Below are 19,624 nucleotides of genomic sequence, written 5' to 3'. Positions count from 1 at the left end.
GTCAATAGTTTGTCATGACAAACTGAAAAACCTGGGGGTCCTCATGGCAGCTGATCTATACCGTCCGGTCGAGGTGGACCGGACCAGCCCTGTGCCCCTGTACTTTCAGGTGGCGACCCGCCTGCAGGCGCTGATCGAGAAGGGTGAGATCGGCGTCGGCGCCCGCATCGAGAACGAGGTCGACCTCGCCGAACGCCTCGGCGTCTCCCGGCCGACGACCCGCCGCGCGATCCAGTACCTGGTGGAGCGCGGCATGCTGGTGCGCAAGCGCGGCGTCGGCACCCAGGTGGTGCACCCCAAGGTCCGCCGCCCGGTGGAACTGTCCAGCCTGTACGACGACCTGGTCGGCTCGGGCCGCGAACCGCGTACCGAGGTCCTCGACCTGCGGGTGATCCCGGCACCGGCGGACGCCGCGGCGGCGCTCGGGCTGGACCCGGGCACGGAGGTGACGTGGATCGAGCGGCTGCGGTACGCCGGCGGCGAGCCGCTCGCACTCATGCACAACGCGATCCCGGTCGACCTGATCCGGCTCGACCGCGACGAACTGGCCGAGCGCGGCCTCTACGAGCTGCTGCGCCGTGCCGGGTTCGTGCCGCGCATCGCGACCCAGGTCATCGGGGCCCGGTCGGCGACCGCGGCGGAGGCACGGACCCTGCAGGAGAAGCGCGGCGCGTCGCTGCTGACCATGACCCGCACCGCCTGGGACGCCGGCGGGCGGACGCTGGAGTACGGCTCACACCTGTACCGGGCGAGCCGCTACAACTTCGAGATCAACCTGTCGGCGGGCTGAGCCAGGGCGTGCCGTCCCACCGCCAGGAGCTTCGGCGTTCCCGGCCCGGCAGCGTGGCCCGGCCGGTCGCCCAGACCAGCGTCGGCCTCCCGCACATCGGCGGCAGTCACCTGATCCACGCGTGAGATCCTGAGGGCATGGACGCCAAGGCTGATCTTCATCGGTACCTGCGGCAAGCGCGCGTGGCCCTGCTGGGCAAGCTCGACGGGCTGTCGGATTACGACGTGCGGCGGCCGCTGGTGCCGACCGGCACGAACCTGCTCGGGCTGGTCAAGCACGTGGCGGCGATGGCCGCCGGATACTTCGGCGAGACGTTCCACCGGCCGTTCCCGGAGGCCGTCGTGGGCCTGTCCTTGGCGGACGAGCCGAACGCGGACATGTGGGCGACGGCCGACGAGTCCCGCGACGACATCATCGGCCTCTGGCACCGGGCATGGTCACACGCGGACGCGACGATCGAGGCGCTGGCGGTCGACGCGCCCGGCGCGGTCCGGTGGTGGGACGAGGAGCCGGTGACCCTGCACCTCATCCTGGTGCACATGCTCGCCGAGCTGAACCGGCACGCCGGCCACGCCGACATCGTGCGGGAGCTGGTCGACGGCGAGGTCGGCTGGCGCTCCCCCGGCGACAACATGGTCGAGGGGGACCAGGCATGGTGGTCCGCGTACCGCGAGCGACTGGAGTCCACGGCGCGCACGTTCACCGGAGCACCTTGACGACGAGCGAATGCGACGCCGCGGTCGAATCCCAGCGAGCCTCTGACCGTGCGGTCACCTTGCCTTCACCGGCCAGGAGGGCCACCCCCGCGCGACTGCTTTCTCAGTGGTTCGAGGTCGGCGATCAGCTGCTGGGCTCGCTCGATGTCGGCGGCGGCGGCTGGGTCCAGGGCCTCGAAGTCGCGGAGGGCGGCGTGGGCGTAGAGCAGCGCGTCGTCGTACCGCCCGGCCACGGCCATCGCACTCGCGACGCTGTGGCGGGCGCGCCCAGCCCAGTGCCGGTCTTCGGTGTCTTCGTAGTATTTGATGGCTTTCTGGTAGTAGCTGAGCGCGGTGTCGATGTGGCCGGCTGCGGCGTAGATGGTGCCGAGTGCCGCGTGGTCGATGGCGCGGTCGTTGAGGTGGTCGGCAGGGGTGAGATCGAGGGCCTGGAGGCGGTAGGCGACGGCGACGTTGAGGTGGTCAAGCAGCACCTGGTCCGGGGCGCCGGCGTCACGGGCGTCTTTGAACTGCTGGTACGCGATTTCGCCGAGCTGGGAGGTGACGCGGGCTTGGCCGAGTCGGTCGTGGTCGTCGGTGAGTTCGAGGCGGCGGCGATACCAGTGTTCGGCCTGGCCGAGGTCGCGTAGTGCGGGAATGGCCAGGTAGGCGTTGCCGAGGTTGAACGCGATGACGGCTTCGCCACGGCGTTCGCCGATGCGCTGGCACAGCTCGGCGGCTTCCCGGTAGTAGTCGATGCAGTCGGGGCGTTGCTGTTCGCGCACTTCGCGTGCGAGGCCTACCAGGCTGGTCGCGAGCCGGCGGATCTGGTCGCGCTGCTGCTCGTCGAGTTGATCGGGTGGAGTGGTGAGGGCGCCGGCAGCGCGGTCACGGTTGAACGCGACACGGGCGGTTTGCAGGCGTTCGGCGGTGGTCCAGTCCCGGGCGCCGTCGGCGAGCCCGACCCGGTACTCGGTGAACACGCTCCATTGGTTGTCGCGGCCGGGGAGTGGTCCGCCGGTGGTGGGGTCGACGAGGTCGGGGATGAGTTCGTCGACCAGCCGGGCCCATTCCATCCCCCGGCTGAAGTGCTCGTAGAGGACGCGCAGGCCTTGCATGCAGCCCATGACCTCTCTCCACCGGTGGTGCTGGCGGGCCACGGCGCGGGCATGTAGCAGGTTGCCCTCCTCGATGGCGAGGGCGTCGATGACCTGATGCCGGCCCGCGTTGTACTGATTGTGGTAGAAGTCGCCCAGGCGGGCGATGGCCCCGGTGTAGGCGCGTTGGGCCTGCTGGGCGGTGGGGGTGTCGGGTGCACCGTGGTGGGTGGTGAACAGGTGGGTGAAGTACCAGGGCAGGGCGGGGTGGATGGTGTAGTAGCCGCCGCCGAGCGGGGTGAGCAGGCCGATGTCGGCGGCCCGGTCGAGCAGCGCGATGCCGGTCTCGCGGGTCAGCCCGGCCGGCTGCGGCAGCGCGGCGTCGGCGCCGGGGTTGCATATGGCAGTAAGGGCGTCGACGTCGGCGGTGTCTTGGAACAGGTGCAGCAGGGCGATCTGGGCGCGTTCGGTGTCGGTGAAGGCGTGTTCGAAGCCGAAGCTGAGCGAAGCGCCCAACGACTTGCTGCGTCCCTGGGCGGCATCGTCGTCCAGCGGGGCCTCGCCGGCGCGCAGCGCCGCGACGAACGTGTCGATCTGGGTTTTGCTGGTCAGCCCGTCGCGCAGGGCTTGGCCGACCAGCACGGTGATAGTCAGCGGGTTGCCGGCGGTGTAGCGCAGCAGCGGCCGCCAATCTTGCACGTCGGTGATCCGGTGGCGGTGTCGGTGGGCGAGGGCTTGGGTGAGTTGGATGCGTTCCCGCATCGGCATCCGCGGCAACTCGACCCGGGCGGGGAGTTGGCCGAGCCAGTCGTGTTCCTCGCGGCGCGAGGTCAGCAGCACTCGGGCTTTGGTGTCGGCCAGGTCGCGTAGGAAGTCGGCCAGCTCGGCCTGTTCGGCGCCGGTCCAGTCCGACGGGCTGCCGGCGGGGAACCCCGCGACCGGTTCGACGTTGTCCCAGATCCACAGCACCGGCACCTGCCGCAGCACCTGCACCGCGACGTCACGGCGGTCAGCCTGCTCCAGGGCGGCCCAGGCGATGTTGTTGCCGGCCAGCAGCGGCCCGAAGGCCTCGCCGATCTGGTTGAGCAGCCGGGCCAGCGGGGTGTGGTGTTCCAGCGACGAGAAGATCACCGGCCCGGCACCCAGGTCGGGGTCGGTCAGCCCGCCGGTCTCGGTGTACCAGCGGGCGAACTCCGCCGCGGTGGTGGTCTTCCCCGCCCCGGCGTAGGCGTGCAGCAGCACGATCCGGGCGTCGTCGAAGGCCCGATCCAGCGCCAACAGGGTCTCGTCGCGGCCGAAGAACCCGACGTCCGGGCGGCGCGGCAACCCGGACACCCCGGCCGGCTCCCCCGCGGCGGGTTGCTGACCGGGCTGGCCGACCCGGATGGTCACCCGACGGTGCGCGGCCGGGCTGAAAAGGGCGATCGGGGCCGACTCGTAGACCACCGGCACCGACCAGTCCTGCAACGGGCGCGGGTCGAAGGCGATCGCCCGGTTCGGTTGCGCGGCCAGCTGTCGCCGCCCGGCCGTCACCGCCGCACCCAACGGCTGCCCGTCCAGCAACGCCGCGTACAGGTCGGCGACGAACCGGGCCGCGGTCACCACGTACACGCTGTACCGCATCGCGACCACCCCGGGCACCCCGGCGTCGGTGACCTCCAACGCCAACGACCCGTAGCCGCGCACCCGGGCATGCACATCCGCCGCCTCCGCCTCGCCGGCCGGGTCGGTGCCGTCTGCGTGGTCGTCGGCGACCGCGGGTCGGGTGGGGGCTTCCGCGTAGGCCGAGCGGCAGGCGTTGAGCACCAGCACCGACACTCCGGTCCGGTTCAGCAGATCCCCCAGCGCCGGCCCATCCACCAACTGCTCATTGCCTTTCACCGCCGGATCCTCGAACAGCAGGTAGCCGTGGCTACCCGCCCGCGGCGGGGACACGAAGTTCGGCTGATACCGGTACGGGCTGAACCCGCCGTCCCCCGGCCCGGCGTTCCCCGCGCCGCCCCCGTCGTCGTCCTCGGCGGTGTGGTCACTGGCGGGGTCGGTGGTCAGGTAGGTGCCGTGCCCGTCGAAATGCACCACGTGATACGGCCGGCCGGCCTGCTTCGCGGCGCTGAGCACCTTGTCCAGATTGGCGAACGTGGGTGGGCGCAGCACATCCAGCTGGAGCACCTGCCGGGCGTCGGCGCTCAACCGCACCAGGTGACTGGCCACCGACCGGAACGGCACATCCATCCCGCCCTTCGGCCGGCAGATCACCAGCAGCACCCGCAGCCGGTCTCCCCCCGGCGGCTCCCCATGGGGGCGGGCCGGCTGCTGGTTGACCCGCACGAACGAGGCCGCCTCCAACGCCAACGGGGTACCGGTGGCCGGATCCCGTAACAGCTCCCACGGCAGGGCGGTCGCGTCCTCCACCTCGCTGGCGATCTCCACCCGGGTCTCGGCCAGCCGATCCTGTAACCGTCCCCACAACCGCTGCCCGTCCCGGCCGTCGAACACCTCGCTGAACAGCTGCTCACCCAACTCAGCCAGCTGCTTCTCCACTCCCGCCGCGATCGTCGGCGCCGGCTGCACCGGATACTCCAGAAAGTCCTCGAGGTACCAGCGCATCCGCTCGCGAGCCGCGGCCGACACCACGAACTCCACCCGGCTGACCGCCTGCTCGTTCACCCGCCCACCGGTCAGCGTGGCCTGCACCCGATGCGACCCATCGGCATTCGCCGACTGACTCACCTGCAACGTCAACATCACACCCACCGACCCAACCACCCAGCATTACCCGCCGATCACCCGCGGTGACCTACGAGTCAACACCAAACCGTCGAACAACCACACCCCGCACCCGGACACCCCAATCCACCCAATCGTTTCTGGTGTCGAGACAGGATTGACGCTTCCGTCAGGTCGGTCGAGGCAGTCTGTGCACCCGCCGGCCCCAAACCTGACGGCCCGCGGGTGCGGCCGGCGGACCGGGCCGCACCCGCAGGGCGTCGGTCAGGCTCGCCACATGCGGTAGAACGGGGTGCCGTCCGGCAGCCGGATGTCGAACGGTTCCAGCGGCGTGTAGCCGTGTCGGCGGTACAGCCGGATGTTGGCGTCGTTCGTCGCCTCGAGGTAGGCCGGGGTGCGGCCCAGGTCCTCGTGCGTGCTGTCCATCAGCGCACTGCCGAGGCCATGGCTCTGCCACCCCGGATGCACCGCCAGGAAGGCCAGGTGCCAGTGCGGGTCGACCGGGTGGTTCTTCTCGAAGACCTCGTCGAGTGCCTGGAAGTTGGGCAGGAACTCCCCCGCCAGCTCCGCCAGGCGATCCTCGTAGCCGACCAGCTCCGGCTGCTCGCCGGTGCGGTCGAACCAGACCGCGGCCGCGGCGAGGCCGCCGTCGTTCGGGTCGTCGATGACGTCGACCTTGCCGCAGAGCGGGGCGTGCACGGTCAGCATGGTGAAGAAGTCGCCCATCACCCGCAGGCGGGCCGCCGGGTCCGGGACCAGGGACGCGTTCTGTTCCAGGTGGTCGAAGGAGAGGGCGATCAGGCTGCCGACCGCCGGCAGCTCGGCCTCGGTCGCGGGGCGGATGTCCGACGTCACCGCTGTCCCTCCGCGGTGGCCTCGCGGAAGGAGACACCGGTGGAGGCGCTGCGCGCGCCCAGCCCGATGCCCTGGTAGACCTCGGGCCGGCCGCTGCGCAGGATCAGTGCCCAGACGATGCCCGCCACGGTCAGCACCCCGTACGCGAGCGGCACCGCCCACGTCGGTGTCGAGCCCGGCTCGACGCCGAAGAGCACGGCGATGTTGGTCAGTGCCAGGTACGTCATCACCAGCAGCAGCACCGTGCCGAGCACCGGGGCGCCGACGCGGTGCCAGAAGTCCTCGCCCTCGCGGTGGCGGGCGAAGTAGCCGACGACCGCGGCCGAGGTGACGGTGATGAGCAGCAGCACGCCGATGCCGCCGGTCGTGCCGCCCCAGAAGAACAGCTGTACCAGGGGGTCCCAGCCGGCGATCGCGTACACCAGGATCACGGTCAGGCCGAACGCGGACTGGGCGAGCGAGCCGTTCTTCGGTGCGCCGGTGCCGGGGACCGTGCGGCCGAAGGCGCGCGGCAGGACGCCCTCGCGGCCCAGGGAGAACGCGTACCGGGCGATGATGTTGTGGAAGGAGATCATCGCGGCGATCAGGGACGTCAGGAACAGGGCGTGGCCCAGATGCAGAGCCGTGGCGCCGAGGCGCTCGGAGGCCAGGTTGAAGAAGAGTTCGGGGCCCTCGGCCCGGGCCCGGTCGACGGCCTGGCCGCCGGTCGCGGAGATCATCGCCCAGGACGAGAACGCGTACAGCACGGCGATCAGCGCGACGGCGATGTAGGTGGCCCGTGGCACGGTGCGGCGCGGGTCGCGGGATTCCTCGCTGAACACGACGGACTGTTCGAAGCCGACGAAGCCGGTGACGGCCATGACCAGCAGGGCGCCCGCGCCGGCGCCGACGAGGCTGCTCGGGTCCAGCGCCGCCGAGGAGGGCGCGAAGCCGTCGACGGTCAGGTCGACGATGCTGAAGACGACGACGAGGACGATCTCGGCGACCAGCAGGGTGGCGAGGACCTTGCCGTTGACGGCGACGTCGAGGACGCCGAGCACGGCGACCAGGGCCCAGGCCGCGAGGGCGATGATCCACCACTCGAGTTCGACGCCGAACCAGTCGGCGAACAGCGGTGCCGCGATGGCGCCGAAGCCGCCGTACGAGGCGACCTGGAAGCTGTTGTACGCCAGCAGCGCGACCCACGCGGCGCCGACGCCGACCGGCCGGCCGATGCCGCGGGCGACGTACGCGTAGAACGCGCCCGCGTTGGCGATGTGCCTCGCCATGGCGACGTAGCCGACCGAGAAGACGGCGAGCACGATCGCGACGGCGAGGAAGGCGATGGAGATGGCGGTCAGTCCGGTGACGGCGAGGCCGGTGGGCACGACGCCGGCGACGACGGTGAGGGGTGCCGCCGCGGACATGACGAAGAAGACGACGGCGGCGACGCCCAGCCGGTCGCGGGCGAGGGCGGTCGACAGCTGACTCGGTCCGGCGGGTCTGGTGGAGGTGGTGGACACGGGGGTCTCCAAAGGGGGGTGTCAGGCGCGGCGGGCCATCACGGCGTCGCCGACTGCGGCCTCTGCGTGGCCGATGAGGTGCTGCAGCTCGGCCGGCAGCCGCCGGCGTAGCTGGTCGAACAGGTACTCACGCTCACGCGGCTCGAGCGTGACGAGCATGTGCTGGTCGAGGCCGGTGGCCAGCACCAGTCCGGTCAGCACGAGGTCGGGGCGGTCGAGCAGCTCGCCCCGGCTGGTGGCGATGCGGATGCGGGTGCCGGGCCAGCCGGCGACGGACGTGTCGGTGGGCACGAACCGGATCTTGGTGCCGAGCAGGCCGCGCTTCTCCTCGCGCCGCAGGTGCCCGGCGCGGGCGAGCCGGCGCTCGACCAGCTCGGTGGCGATGCCGGTGGCCAGGAACGAGATCCACTCCCGGACCAGCCGGTGGTGGCTCTCGCGCAGCAGCTGTTCGAGGACCGCGTTGGTGGCCGGCTCCGCGGTCGGCCGCTCGTCGATCACCGCCAGCTTGGCGTCCTGCACGTCGAGGCGGCGCCAGAGGACGAGCTCGGCGAGCAGGCCGGCGGCGAGGCCGAGGCCGAGGGTCGCCGGGCTGAGCAGGCACCGGCCGCGGGCCGAGTCGTGTGCGGCGAGGTAGAGGTCGTCGGCGAGCGGCAGCAGGCTGGACGCCACTCGAAAGTCCCCCTTCCCCGTGTGTGATGCGGGACCACCGCTGACTGTCACGGTGAGCGGTGCCCGCGCAACCTTGCGTAGCTTGCCAGCGCCTCGCACGCCGCGCAATGTCCAGAGTGGTCGGAGCTTGAATGCATCTTGGACAAACGCGCTGAGCTGGCATTTATCCGTCAACATGATCGACATAGTTAACACGGTCGTCACGTGAACGCCGTCCTTACCGAGCGCTCACACGCCCGCCGTGGCGTCGCCGTCATGACGGACCGTGCAACCGCGTCCCACCCGCTGCGCCGCCGCCGAGATCGACGCGGCCGGGTCGACTTTTAGTTGACGACTCAACTAAATCGGCGTACGGTAGGCCTGGTAGTTGAAGCGTCAACCTGGAGGCCGCCATGAGCACGATGCCCGCCCTGTTCCTCAGCCACGGCGCACCGCCGCTGGTCGACGACCCGGCCTGGGTCGCCCAGCTCAAGGACCTGGCCGCCGGCCTGCCCCGGCCCAAGGCGATCCTGATGGCCTCCGCGCACTGGGAGTCGGCGCCGCTGATGCTCGGCGCCACCGAGACCGTGCCGCTGGTCTACGACTTCGGCGGCTTCGCCCAGCATTACTACGAGGTGAAGTACCCGGCGCCCGGCGCGCCCGAGTTGGCCGCGCGGGTCGAGAAGCTGATGCCCGACCACGAGCGCGTCACCCGCACCGAGCGCGGCCTGGACCACGGCGCCTACGTGCCGCTGACCGTCATGTACCCGGACGCGGACATCCCGGTGCTGCAGATGTCGCTGCCCACCCTCGAGCCCGACCGCCTGCTGGAGATCGGCCGCCGGCTGGCACCGCTGCGCGACGAGGGCGTGCTCATCGTCGGCTCCGGCTTCACCACGCACGGGCTGCCGTTCCTGCGCGACTTCCGCACCGACGCGCCGGCGCCGGGCTGGTCCCGCGAGTTCGACGCCTGGGCGGCCGAGACCCTCGCCCGCGGCGCCGTCGACGAGCTCGCCGACTTCCGCGACCGGGCGCCCGGCATGCCGTACGCGCACCCGACCATCGAGCACATGGCGCCGATGTTCCTCACGCTGGGCGCCTCCGGCGACCCCGGGCAGAGCCCCGAGCAGCCGATCGACGGCTTCTGGATGGGCCTGTCGAAGCGCTCGTTCCAGGTCGCCTGAGCGCGTACCGTCCGGGTGTGAAATCCGGGGTCTTTCAGGATTCTCCCAGCGTGAGCAGGGAATCTTGTGAGGTCATTCCGCCGATTCACGCATCAGACGCCCGGAGGTCCCGCCCCTATGCTGGAGGTCACCGCGCTCGGCTGGACGCTGACCATCGCGCTCATCGTCGCCCTGCTCGCCCTCGACCTGACCCTCGGCGTGCTGCGACCGCACGCCGTCGGCTTCCGTGAGGCCACCGCCTGGTCGGTCTTCTACATCGCCGTCGCCATCGCGTTCGGCGTCGTGTTCGGTTCCGTCGCGGGCTGGGACTACGGCACCCAGTACTTCGCCGGCTACATCGTCGAGAAGAGCCTGTCGGTCGACAACCTCTTCGTCTTCGTGATCATCATGAGCACGTTCGCCGTGCCGGAGAAGTACCAGCAGGAGGTGCTGACCTTCGGCATCATCATCGCGCTGGTGCTCCGGGTCATCTTCATCGCGCTCGGCGCGACGCTGCTGTCGCTCTTCTCGTTCATGTTCCTGATCTTCGGCCTGGTCCTGATCTACACGGCGGTGCAGCTCTTCCGGCACCGCGACGAGGACCCCGATCCGGACAACGCCGTGGTGCGGGCCAGCAAGCGGATCTTCCCGGTCACCGACGACTTCGTCGGCGGCAAGTTCTTCACGAAGATCGACGGCAAGCGGACCGCGACGCCGCTGTTCATCACGCTGATCGCGATCGGAAGCGCCGACCTGCTCTTCGCGCTCGACTCGATCCCCGCGGTGTTCGGCGTGACCGAGGAGGTGTTCATCGTCTTCACCGCGAACGCGTTCGCGCTGCTCGGCCTGCGCGCCCTCTTCTTCCTGGTGAAGGGCCTGCTGGACCGGCTGGTCTACCTCTCGACCGGGCTGTCGATAATCCTGGCGTTCATCGGCGTCAAGCTGGTGCTGCACTGGGCGCACTCGGACATCAGCACCTCGGTTCCGGAGATCAGCACGCCGGTCTCGCTACTGGTGATCCTCGTGGTGCTCGTCGTCACGACCGTGGCCAGCCTGATCAAGGTGCGCAAGGATCCCGACACGATCGCGCACGCCGGCGCCCTGCGCGCCCGCGAGCCCAAGCCGCCGCACCCCGAGCAGTGACGGCCGAAACGGCCCCGGCGACGCTGCCGGGGCCGTTTCGGGTAAGGGGCGAGACCGTCAGAGGGTCAGCGTCCAGGTGTTGATATACCCGGTGTCGACGCTGTAAACATCGCGGACCTGCAGCTTCCAGGCCCCGTCGCCCGCCTCGGAGGACAGGTTCGTCGTGTAGGTCGTGTTGACGTTGTCGGCGCTGTCCGAGCTGCTGCTGTTCTTCAGCCGGTACGCGGTGCCGTCCGGGGCGACCAGGTCGACGACCAGGTCACCGCGGTAGGTGTGCACGATGTTCACCGCGACGCTCGACGTGGAGGACGCGTTGCGCCCGCAGCCGCTGATCGTGATCGTGCTGGTGACGGCGGTGCCCGCGTCGGGGATCGACACGTCCGTGCCGTTGGTCCCGGCGCAGCTGCCGCTGGGGCCGCCGGTGACGGTCAGCGAGTACGTCGCCGTACGCGTCGCCGAGCCGGAACCGGTGACGGTGACCGCGTAGGTGCCCGACGGGGTCGACGTCGTGGTGGCGATCGTCAGGGTCGACGACGAGCCGGAGGTCACCGAGGCCGGGCTGAACGAGGCGGTGGCCCCGGTCGGCAGGCCGGAGGCGCTCAGCGTGACGGTCTGCGCCGAGCCCGCGGTGGTGGCGGTGCTGACCGTCGTGGTGGCCGACGAGCCGGCCGCGACGCTGCCGGAGGTCGGCGACACCGCGACGGAGAAGTCGTTGCCCGGGTTGGTGGTGCAGGTGGCCTCGCCGGACTGCGCCGGGACGCTGATCGCGTTCCAGGCCGCCTTGACCGCGTCGAACTCGGCGCAGCTCGGCGCGTAGAGGTTCTTCGCCGCGGCCAGGGTCGCGGTGCGGATGTTGGCGTACCTCCAGGTCGAGGTCTTCGCCTGCAGCGCGTTGTAGTAGACCTCGCCGGCCTTGCGGATGCCGATGCCGGTGACCGTGGAGGAGTTACAGGTCGGGCTGGCCTGGCCACCGGACGGCGCCGAGCCCTCGGCGGCCAGGTAGAACCAGTGGTTCAGCGGACCGGCCGCGGCGTGCACCTCGGTCGACGGGATCGAGGTGGACCAGCAGTTCGGGTCGCCGGCCAGAGACGGGTTGTACATGTAGCGGATCGGGCCCTGGCCGACCAGGTCGACCTCCTCGCCGACCTGGTAGTCCGGCGGGTCCAGCGGGCTGTTCGCGTACGCCTCGGTCAGCGCGCCGAAGATGTCACCGGTGGACTCGTTGATGCCGCCGTTCTCGTTGCCGCTGCCGGCGCCGCCGGGGGTCGTCTGGAAGATGGCGTGACCCATCTCGTGTGCGACGACGTCGATCGGGGTGGCCTGGCGGGTGTTGGCCTGGTTGTGGCCGAAGTTGGTGTAGCTGCCGTTCCAGTAGGCGTTGACGTCGGCCAGGCCGACCCGGATCGGCGGGTTGTTGCCGTTGCCGAGGATGCCGTTGCGGTTGAACCAGCTCGTGAGCATGTCCTTCTCACGCTGGGCGGCCCAGAGCGCGTCGACGCAGGCGGTCTCCAGGTTCGTGCCGGAGCCGGTACCCCACGCGTCATCGGTGCCGGTGTACGCCGAGCCGTTCTGACCGCCGCACTTGAGGCCGGGCCGGGTCGTGTCGGTCATCGAGTACGAGGTGCCGGAGCCCGACGTGTTGATGGTGACGTTGCCGTAGTAGTAGCCGTTGCCGGTGCCCTCGCGCACCAGGTCGACCTGGTCCAGCACGGCGCCGGTGGCGGCGTCGACGAAGATGTGCAGGTTGCTCGGCTTGTTCTCGGCGCTGCGGCCCTCGACGGCCACCTCGTAGGCGAGCTTCGGGGTGCCCCAGGCGAGCACCTTGAGGACCGGCGCCGACGCGGTGTCCACCTTGGCCAGCTGTGCCGCGGCGGTCGCCGCCGCCTGCTTCGAGGTGATCTTCGCCTCGGTGCCGACGGAGATCTCCGCGGTCTGCGCGACCGCGGTGCCCTTGACCGTACCCGCGGCGTCGGTCGTGACCACCACGTCGCCGCCGACCACCGCGAGGCCCTCGAAGGACCGCGCGTACGTCACGTACTGCAGGCCACGCGTGCCCTGCACGACGCCGGTGCGGTACAGGTCGTCGCCGTCGGAGCGGTGCAGCACGCTGTCGGCGGCGGCGCTGTCGACGAGCCGGTCGGCGGAGGCGGCGGCCAGGGCCGAGGGGGCGGGTGCGGGGCTCGGCGCCCGCACCGGAGCGGCCGTGGCGGGCGGTGCCGCCAGCGCCAGGGCCGCGCCGGTGGCCAGGGCCACCGAGGCTGTGATGAGCTTCTTACGTCCCACGCTAGTACTCCTTTTCTCGACCCGGTCAGGGCGAGACCTGGGCTCGGTGTCCCGGGGTCGGGAGGCACCAGGCTGACTTTGCTGTGACGCTATGCATCGACGACCGTCACCGAATCAGGGAAAACCCTTGTCGCTGCGGGGTCCGCCGCCGGCAGCCGGGAGGAGAGCTGGGTGCGCGAGCGTACGCCGAGCTTGCGGTAGACCCGGGTGAGCGTCGCCTCGACCGTCTTGACGCTCAGGTACAGCCGGCCGGCGATCTCCCGGTTGCTGGCGCCGTCGCGGACCAGCCCGGCGATCCGCGCCTCGGTGGAGGTGAGCCCGAAGTCGGCCGGCTGCGCCGAGGTGCCCTCCGTGCGGGCCAGCGCCCGCTCGGTCTGCTCGGCCCACGGCTTGGCCCCGGCGGCCGTGAAGATCGCCAGGGCGGCGCCGATCGCCGCCCGGGCGGCCGCGTACCGGCGCCGGCGCCGCTCGGCACCGCCCTGCACGAGCAGGGCGTGCGCCTGCTCGATGGGCTGGTGCAGCTCGGCGAAGTAGCGCGCCGCCGCCGCGGAGAGCGGCACCGCCGAGTCGGGGTGCCCGCTCTCCGAGAGCACCACGGCCGTCGCCCGGTCCAGGTAGCCGTTGACGCCCTGCGCGACGCCGAGGCGCTGTGCGGCCGCGCGGGCCTCGGCCAGGGTCTCGGCGGCCTCCGCGTGCTCGCCGAGGGCGGCCAGCCCGCCGGCGAGATCGCCCTGCCAGCGCACGATCATCGGATCGGTGGTGCCACCCTGCAGGTCGCGCAGCCGGCGCAGGGCGGCGACCCCGGCGCGGGTGTCGCCGGCCCGCAGCTCGGCCTGGCCCAGGGCGTGCAGGTTGCGCCGCAGGTAGAGGCTGTCGCCCTCCTGCTCGGAGGCGCGCACGCCGCGCCGGGCGTACCCGGCCGCGGTGGCGAGGCTGCCGCCGGTCAGCTCGGCGATCGCGGCCGTGTACCAGGTCGGGCCGGGGCTCAGCCCGGCCTGCTGCGCCGCGGCGACGGCGCGGTGTGCGTACCGGAGGGCGTCCGGGCAGCGGCCCGCCCGGGTGGCCACCTCGGAGAGGCTGCGCAGCACCTCGACCAGGGCCTCCCCGGCCCGGTCGTGCTCGGCGACGGCGAGCAGCGTGAGCAGCTCGGCCCGGGCCTCGTCGAGCCGGTCGTCCATCATGGCGAACCGTGCCGCAAGGTAGCGCGGTCCCATGTGCAGCCAGCCGGGCGCCTGCGGCGCGGACAGCTCGAGGGCCCGGGCGAGGGTGCTCGACCACCGCGACTCGCCGCGGATCCGCTGCACCTGGGCGAGCGCGCTCAGCGCCATCGCCGCGGTGCCCGGGTCCCGGGCGCGCAGCGCGGCGGCGGCGGACTCGGCCGCGCAGGTCGCGGCGGTCCCCGCGTCCCCGGTGAGCATCGCGGCCCAGGTCTGCCGCAGCCGGACGGGCGCGACCAGCGCGTCGTCGTCGCCGGCCTCGTTGAGCGCGGCGGCGAACATCTCACCCATGTCGGCGAGCGCCTGCCCGGCCAGGTCGATCAGCACCAGCCGGGCGGTGACCCGGTGCCGGGCCGGCGCGTCGGCGGTGGCGAGCACCGCCTCCGCGGCCCGCCCGGCCAGCGCGGGCGCGCCGGCCGTCGCGGCGGTGCCGGCGGCGGTGACGAGCCATTCGGTGCGCTCGGCGGCCAGGCTCCGCGGGCACCGGTCGGCGGCCAGCAGGTGCAGCTCGGCGGCCGTGCGGCCGTCGCCGCGGCCCAGCGCGCGCTCGGCGGCGGCGACCAGGTCCCGGGCCACGTCGGCGTCGGGCCGGCCGCTGCGCAGCGCGCGGTGCCGCACGCCGTCGGTCTCGTCGAGCGCCGCGTTGGCCAGCGCGTCGTGCACCCCGGCGCGGCGGGCGGCGCCGGCGTCCTCGGCGAGCACGGCGGCGAGTGCGGGCGGCGTGAACCGCACGGCCTCGCCGTCGACCTCGACCAGCCCGGCCGCGGCGGCGGCGCGCAGGTCGCGGTCGGCGTCCTCGTGCCCGGCCCGGACCAGCACGGTCCGGGTCGGCTCGGTGGCGAGCGCGGCGACGAGCAGCGTCCCGGCCACCGCGGGCGGCAGGGCGTCGATCCGCCGGCGCAGCAGGGCGCGGGCCGGCTCGGGCAGCGCCGCGGGGCGCCAGGCCGGGCCGGGCGCGACCGCGGCGCCCAGCTCCAGCGCGAGGAACGGGTTGCCGCCGCTGGCGCCGTGCAGCCGCGACGCCGTGCGGCAGGGCAGCCCGCGCGCCTCGAGCAGGGCGGTCAGGGCGTCGGCGTCCAGGGGCGGAACGGGCAGGTCCGCGACGGGCGCGGGGCAGAGCCGGGCGGCCCGGAAGCGCCGCTGCTCGTCGGGGAACCGCTGCGCGGCGACGACCCGCACCCGCGGGCCCGGCCGGCGGCGCATGGCGAAGCCGATCAGCTCGGCGGACTCGGCGTCGAGCCACTGCACGTCGTCGACGACCAGCAGCACGCACCGGCCGCGGGCGCAGTGCGCGAGCAGCCCGGGCAGGACCAGCCGGCGGGCCAGGGCGGGCGCGCCGGCGCGCGGTGCGGTGCCGTGCCGCAGCACGGCGAGCGCGGCGCGGTAGGCGGGCGGCAGGGCGGCGACGGCGTCCGGCGGCAGCTGCGCGACGAGGTCGGCGAGGCCGGCGTAGGGCAGGCGGCGCTCGGCCGCGGCGGGCCGCAGCCGCACGACCAGGTCACCCCGCGCGGCGGCGGTGGCGGCGACGGCGTCGAGCAGCGCGGTCTTGCCGATCCCCTCGGGGCCGCGCAGGGCGACCCCGCCCCCGGCGGCCAGCCGCGCCTCGACGGCCGCGAGCAGCGACGCCCTGCCGAACAGGGCGGTCGCGCCGAACTGCACGCGGGTATCCAGGGCCGTCTCCCCAGGTAGGCCGTAACGAGCGACCTCAGCCTAGGAAGCGCGGCACCCGCCCATCAATGCCTGTGCATGTGTCAATTCTTGCTCTTCGTCACATCACGTTCAGCCCGCGTTCTTGGTTACCGCGGTCGCGGTGACCGTGCCGTCGGCGGCGGCCGCGCCCTGGACGCTGACCGTGTCGCCGGCCTTCACGTCCTTGAGCCTGCCCGGCTTCGCCGTACGCACCGCGGTGTCGCCGCCGGTCCGGACCGTCACCACCGTGCCGTCGGCGGTCTCCACATAGATCGTGGTGCCGTCGACCAGCTTCACCTTTCCGGTGGTGGGACCCGCGGCGGCCGCGGTCGGCAGCCCCCCGGTGCCGCCGGGCAGGCCACCGAAGCCGCCGGGCCGCGCGCCACCCTCGCCGGTTCCGCCGCCGCCCGGGCGGCCGGTCGCCGCAGTGGCACTCGTGCCGTAGTGGCGCTGCACCTGCAGCCCGCCGAGGAAGCCGGCGAGCAGCAGGGCGACCGCGCCGAGTACCAGCGTGCCGCGGTTCCACCAGCGGCGCGGCGCGGCCCGGGCGAGCTCGGCGGCCAGATCGTCGTCGCGGTCGACGGCCGGCGCCAGCACCGCGGTGTCCTCGATGGAAGGTGTCACGGGAATCCTCACTCGTAGCGCAGCGCGTCGATGGGTCGCAGCCGGGCCGCCCGGCCGGCGGGCAGGCCGCCGAAGAACAGTCCGATCGCGATGGACACGCCGAGGGCGAGCCCGATGGAGCTGGGCACGATCACCGGTCGCACCCCGACGATCTCGAAGCTGCTGCCGATCAGCGCCGCCGCGACGCCCAGGGCGCCGCCGAGCACGCTGAGCACCGTCGCCTCGATCAGGAACTGGGTCAGGATCACCCGGCGGGGCGCGCCCAGCGCCTTGCGGATGCCGATCTCGCGGGTCCGCTCGGTGACGGTGACCAGCATGATGTTGGTGATGCCGATCCCGCCGACCAGCAGGCTGATCGCGGCGACCGCGCCGAGCAGCGTGGTGAACGTGTCCGCCGTCTCGGTCTGCGTCGCGAGCAGCTGCGACGCGTTCTGGATCCGGTACGGCGTGCTCGCCGCACCCGGCTGCACGTCGAGGCGCTGGTTGAGGATGGTCGCCACCTGGGACTGGACCGCGTCGACCCGGTCCGGGCTGCGCGCCTCGACCAGGATCGAGTTCAGCGCGCCGTACCCGGTGAGGACCTGGCGCACCGCGGAGAGCGGGGCGACCGCGGTGTCGTTGCCGTCCTGGAACCCGGTCGAGCTCTTCGGCGACAGCACCCCGACAACCGTGAACAACGCCCCGCCGACGGTCACCTGCTGGTCGAGCGGGTCGGTGCCGGGGAACAGCTCCTCGGCGACGGTCTGTCCGATCACCACCACCCGCCGGCCCTGCGCCTCGTCGTCGGCGGTGAAGCCGGCGCCGGTGCCGACCGGCGTGTTCGAGGCGGCGAACCAGCCCGGCGTCGTGCCCACGAACTGGCTGACCTCGTGGTCGGTGCCCTCGTAGGTCAGCGTCGCCGCGGCGCTGACCACCGGCGAGACCGAGGCGACGTCGGGTGCGAGCTCCGGATCCGTCAGCGCGTCCGCGATGCCGGTGGTCAGCGCGGTGCCGCTCGATCCGCCGCGGCCGGCGCTCATCACGGTGATCGTGTTCGTGCCGAGCGCCTCGATCCGCTCGCTGATCGCCTGCGCCGAGCCGTTGCCGACCGCGACCAGCAGGATCACCGCCGCGACGCCGATCAGGATGCCCAGCATGGTCAGCGCGGACCGCAGCTTGTTGGCCGACAGCCCGCGCAACGCGAACCGGACCACCTCAAGAAGACTCATGTGGTGCTGTGCCTCCCGGTGCGGGCACCGACCGGGACGCGGTCGAGCGGTGACTGGCGTACGTCGGTGACGATCCGGCCGTCGACCAGCCGGACCAGCCGCTTGGTCCGGTCGCCGACCTCGGGCTCGTGGGTGATCAGCACGATCGTGCGGCCGGCGGCGCTGAGCTGGTCGAAGACCTCCAGCACGTCGGCGGTCGAGCGGGTGTCCAGGTTGCCGGTCGGCTCGTCGGCGAGCACCAGCGCCGGGTCGGTGACCAGCGCCCGGGCCACGGCGACGCGCTGCTGCTGGCCGCCGGAGAGCTGGTTGGGCTCATGCCGGGCCCGGTCGGCCAGCCCGACGATCTCCAGCGCGGCCATCGCCCGCTCCCGGCGCTGCCGCGGCTTGACGCCGGCGTACGCGAGCGGCAGCTCGACGTTGGCCACCGCGCTGGTCCGCGGGATGAGGTTGAACGCCTGGAAGATGAAGCCGATGAGGCGGTTGCGGGCCAGCGCGAGCTGCCGGTCCGCGAGCCGGCTCACGTCGACGCCGTCCAGCAGGTAGGTACCCGCGGTCGGCGCGTCGAGCGCGCCGAGGATGTTCATCAGGGTCGACTTGCCGGAGCCCGAGGACCCCATGATCGCCACGTAGTCGCCGCGGGCCACGGTCAGCGAGACGCCGCGCAGCGCGTGCACCGTCGCCTCGCCCGCGCCGTACACCTTGGTGAGGTCGCGGACGTCCAGGACCGGGCGGGTCACCGGGTGCCCCGGCCCGTACCGCCGCCGTTGAAGCCGCCGCCGGGCGGGCCGCCGCCGGTGAGGCCGCCGCCCGGCAGGCCGCCGCCGGGGAAGCCGCCGGTGCCGCTGCCGGTGGTGCTGCTCGCCGTGGTGATCACCACCTGCTCCCCCGCGGTCAGCCCGGAGGTGATCTCGACGGCCTGGTCGCCCGCCAGCCCGATCTCGACGGAGCGGACCTCCTGGACGCCGCCGGTCAGCACGGTGACGCTGTGCCGGTTGCCGACGGTGGTCACGGCGGCGGCGTTGACGTAGACGGCGTCGGCGACCTCGCCGGTGACGACGGACGCCGAGACCGTCTGGCCCGGCTTCGCGCCGGTGGGCACCTTGTCCAGGCTCAGCGTCACGCCGTAGGTCACCACGTTGTTCGCGGTGGTGGCCTGTGGGTCGACGGCGACCACCTTGCCGGTCTGCGTGGTGCCGCTGAGCGCGTTCCAGGTGACGGTGGCGGCCTGGCCCTCCTTGAGCCGGGTCGCGTCGGCCTCGGCGAACGCGGCGGTGACCTGCAGCCGGCTCAGGTCGGCGAGGCCGATGAAACCGCCGGAGGACGAGGACGAGTCTCCCGTGGACGGCCCGGCGCCGGACGACGAGCCGGACGAGGAACTGCCGGACGACGAGCTGCCGAGGGTGCCGTTGACCGCGACCACCGTGCCGGCCATCGGCGCCTTGAGGACGGTGCCGGCGACCGCCGCCTCGGCCTCGTCGACGGCGAGCCCGGCCTGGGTGACCTCGTTCTCCGCGGACGAGGTGTCGGTGCCGGCGTCCTCGGCGCGGGTGACCGCGTCCCGGGCCGCGTCCAGGTCGGCCTCGGCGGCCGCGAGGGTCCGCTTCGCCTCCGCGGGGTCGACCTTTGCCAGCACCTGGCCCTTCTTGACCTTGTCGCCGACCCGGACCGAGATCGAGGTGACCGTCCCGCCGGTGACGAAGCTCGCGTCGGCCGTCGCGGCGCTGGCCACCGAGCCGTCGGCGGTGACCGACGCGGTGACGGTGCCCTGCCGGACCGCGACCGTGCGCGTGGACGTCGCGGCCGCGGCGCCGGCGTCCGGGCCGGACACGATCTCGTACGCCCAGTAGGCGCCGGCGACGAGCAGCAGTCCGAGCGCGGCGTTGACCGCCGCCGAGCCTCGGAGCAGGGAACGCGGGTGGGGCACAGGCATGACGGACACTGTGGCGACACGCCCTCGGAGAAGCTTCGGGTCTTGCTGGGAGC

Annotated in this window: 14 protein-coding genes; 4 read left to right on the top strand and 10 right to left on the bottom strand. The window is 72.6% G+C overall.

The features are described from left to right. Positions 1 to 43: 43 nt before the first annotated feature. A complete protein-coding gene (locus ACIBSW_RS33740) occupies positions 44 to 790 on the top strand; it encodes a GntR family transcriptional regulator (RefSeq protein ID WP_354723776.1) in 747 nt (248 codons plus the stop codon). Positions 791 to 927: 137 nt separating this feature from the next. After that, complete coding sequence (locus ACIBSW_RS33735) at positions 928 to 1,506, top strand: DinB family protein (RefSeq protein WP_354723778.1); 579 nt, start codon at positions 928 to 930, stop codon at positions 1,504 to 1,506. A 65-nt stretch (positions 1,507 to 1,571) separates the two neighbouring features. Here the strand turns inward: ACIBSW_RS33735 and ACIBSW_RS33730 are convergent, their stop codons facing one another. The 4 genes from ACIBSW_RS33730 to ACIBSW_RS33715 form a co-directional block, all read right to left on the bottom strand. After that, positions 1,572 to 5,276: a CHAT domain-containing protein gene (locus tag ACIBSW_RS33730; protein ID WP_354723780.1), complete on the bottom strand. Its 3,705-nt coding sequence runs from the start codon at positions 5,274 to 5,276 to the stop codon at positions 1,572 to 1,574. Between the two features lie 297 nt (positions 5,277 to 5,573). Then, on the bottom strand, positions 5,574 to 6,164 hold the full coding sequence (locus ACIBSW_RS33725; RefSeq protein WP_354723782.1) for a GNAT family N-acetyltransferase: 591 nt from the start codon (positions 6,162 to 6,164) through the stop codon (positions 5,574 to 5,576). Continuing rightward, entirely contained in the window at positions 6,161 to 7,666 is a 1,506-nt protein-coding gene (locus tag ACIBSW_RS33720) for an APC family permease (protein ID WP_354723784.1), read from the bottom strand. The genes ACIBSW_RS33725 and ACIBSW_RS33720 overlap by 4 nt, the downstream gene beginning before the upstream one ends. Positions 7,667 to 7,687: 21 nt before the next feature. Beyond that, positions 7,688 to 8,335 (bottom strand): GPP34 family phosphoprotein, encoded by a 648-nt coding sequence (locus ACIBSW_RS33715; protein ID WP_354723786.1) that lies wholly within the window; start codon positions 8,333 to 8,335, stop codon positions 7,688 to 7,690. 392 nt (positions 8,336 to 8,727) lie between these two features. Between ACIBSW_RS33715 and ACIBSW_RS33710 the strand changes: the two genes are divergently transcribed. Beyond that, the gene (locus ACIBSW_RS33710; RefSeq protein WP_354723787.1) at positions 8,728 to 9,498 is read left to right on the top strand and encodes a class III extradiol ring-cleavage dioxygenase; all 771 of its coding nucleotides are present in this window, start codon (positions 8,728 to 8,730) and stop codon (positions 9,496 to 9,498) included. A gap of 117 nt (positions 9,499 to 9,615) precedes the next feature. Beyond that, on the top strand, positions 9,616 to 10,620 hold the full coding sequence (locus tag ACIBSW_RS33705) for a TerC/Alx family metal homeostasis membrane protein (protein WP_354723789.1): 1,005 nt from the start codon (positions 9,616 to 9,618) through the stop codon (positions 10,618 to 10,620). A 57-nt stretch (positions 10,621 to 10,677) separates the two neighbouring features. Here ACIBSW_RS33705 and ACIBSW_RS33700 read toward each other — a convergent pair whose 3' ends face one another. The 6 genes from ACIBSW_RS33700 to ACIBSW_RS33675 all read right to left on the bottom strand — a co-directional run bounded on the left by ACIBSW_RS33700 (position 10,678) and on the right by ACIBSW_RS33675 (position 19,571). Continuing rightward, a complete protein-coding gene (locus tag ACIBSW_RS33700) occupies positions 10,678 to 12,903 on the bottom strand; it encodes a M4 family metallopeptidase (protein WP_354723791.1) in 2,226 nt (741 codons plus the stop codon). An 89-nt stretch (positions 12,904 to 12,992) separates the two neighbouring features. Beyond that, positions 12,993 to 15,779, bottom strand: coding sequence for an AAA family ATPase (locus tag ACIBSW_RS33695; RefSeq protein WP_404799538.1), 2,787 nt, complete (start codon positions 15,777 to 15,779; stop codon positions 12,993 to 12,995). Positions 15,780 to 15,899: 120 nt separating this feature from the next. Next, on the bottom strand, positions 15,900 to 16,433 hold the full coding sequence (locus ACIBSW_RS33690; protein ID WP_354725912.1) for a hypothetical protein: 534 nt from the start codon (positions 16,431 to 16,433) through the stop codon (positions 15,900 to 15,902). 8 nt (positions 16,434 to 16,441) lie between these two features. Beyond that, a complete protein-coding gene (locus ACIBSW_RS33685; RefSeq protein ID WP_354725914.1) occupies positions 16,442 to 17,641 on the bottom strand; it encodes an ABC transporter permease in 1,200 nt (399 codons plus the stop codon). Continuing rightward, a complete protein-coding gene (locus ACIBSW_RS33680) occupies positions 17,638 to 18,378 on the bottom strand; it encodes an ABC transporter ATP-binding protein (RefSeq protein WP_354725916.1) in 741 nt (246 codons plus the stop codon). The genes ACIBSW_RS33685 and ACIBSW_RS33680 overlap by 4 nt, the downstream gene beginning before the upstream one ends. Further along, positions 18,375 to 19,571: an efflux RND transporter periplasmic adaptor subunit gene (locus ACIBSW_RS33675; RefSeq protein WP_354725917.1), complete on the bottom strand. Its 1,197-nt coding sequence runs from the start codon at positions 19,569 to 19,571 to the stop codon at positions 18,375 to 18,377. The genes ACIBSW_RS33680 and ACIBSW_RS33675 overlap by 4 nt, the downstream gene beginning before the upstream one ends. Positions 19,572 to 19,624 lie beyond the last annotated feature (53 nt).

This window comes from Actinoplanes sp. NPDC049668 (assembly GCF_044465445.1).
Taxonomy (GTDB): domain Bacteria; phylum Actinomycetota; class Actinomycetes; order Mycobacteriales; family Micromonosporaceae; genus Actinoplanes.
Note: the sequence above shows the minus strand (reverse complement) of the source record. Positions and strands in the feature narration are given on the sequence as shown.

Bases quoted from the DNA above. Each gene is read 5' to 3' on its own strand.
- ACIBSW_RS33740 (WP_354723776.1), top strand. From the start codon at position 44: ATGGCAGCTGATCTATACCGTCCGGTCGAGGTGGACCGGACCAGCCCT.
- ACIBSW_RS33675 (WP_354725917.1), bottom strand. From the start codon at position 19,571: ATGCCTGTGCCCCACCCGCGTTCCCTGCTCCGAGGCTCGGCGGCGGTC.
- ACIBSW_RS33735 (WP_354723778.1), top strand. From the start codon at position 928: ATGGACGCCAAGGCTGATCTTCATCGGTACCTGCGGCAAGCGCGCGTG.
- ACIBSW_RS33705 (WP_354723789.1), top strand. From the start codon at position 9,616: ATGCTGGAGGTCACCGCGCTCGGCTGGACGCTGACCATCGCGCTCATC.
- ACIBSW_RS33710 (WP_354723787.1), top strand. From the start codon at position 8,728: ATGAGCACGATGCCCGCCCTGTTCCTCAGCCACGGCGCACCGCCGCTG.
- ACIBSW_RS33685 (WP_354725914.1), bottom strand. From the start codon at position 17,641: ATGAGTCTTCTTGAGGTGGTCCGGTTCGCGTTGCGCGGGCTGTCGGCC.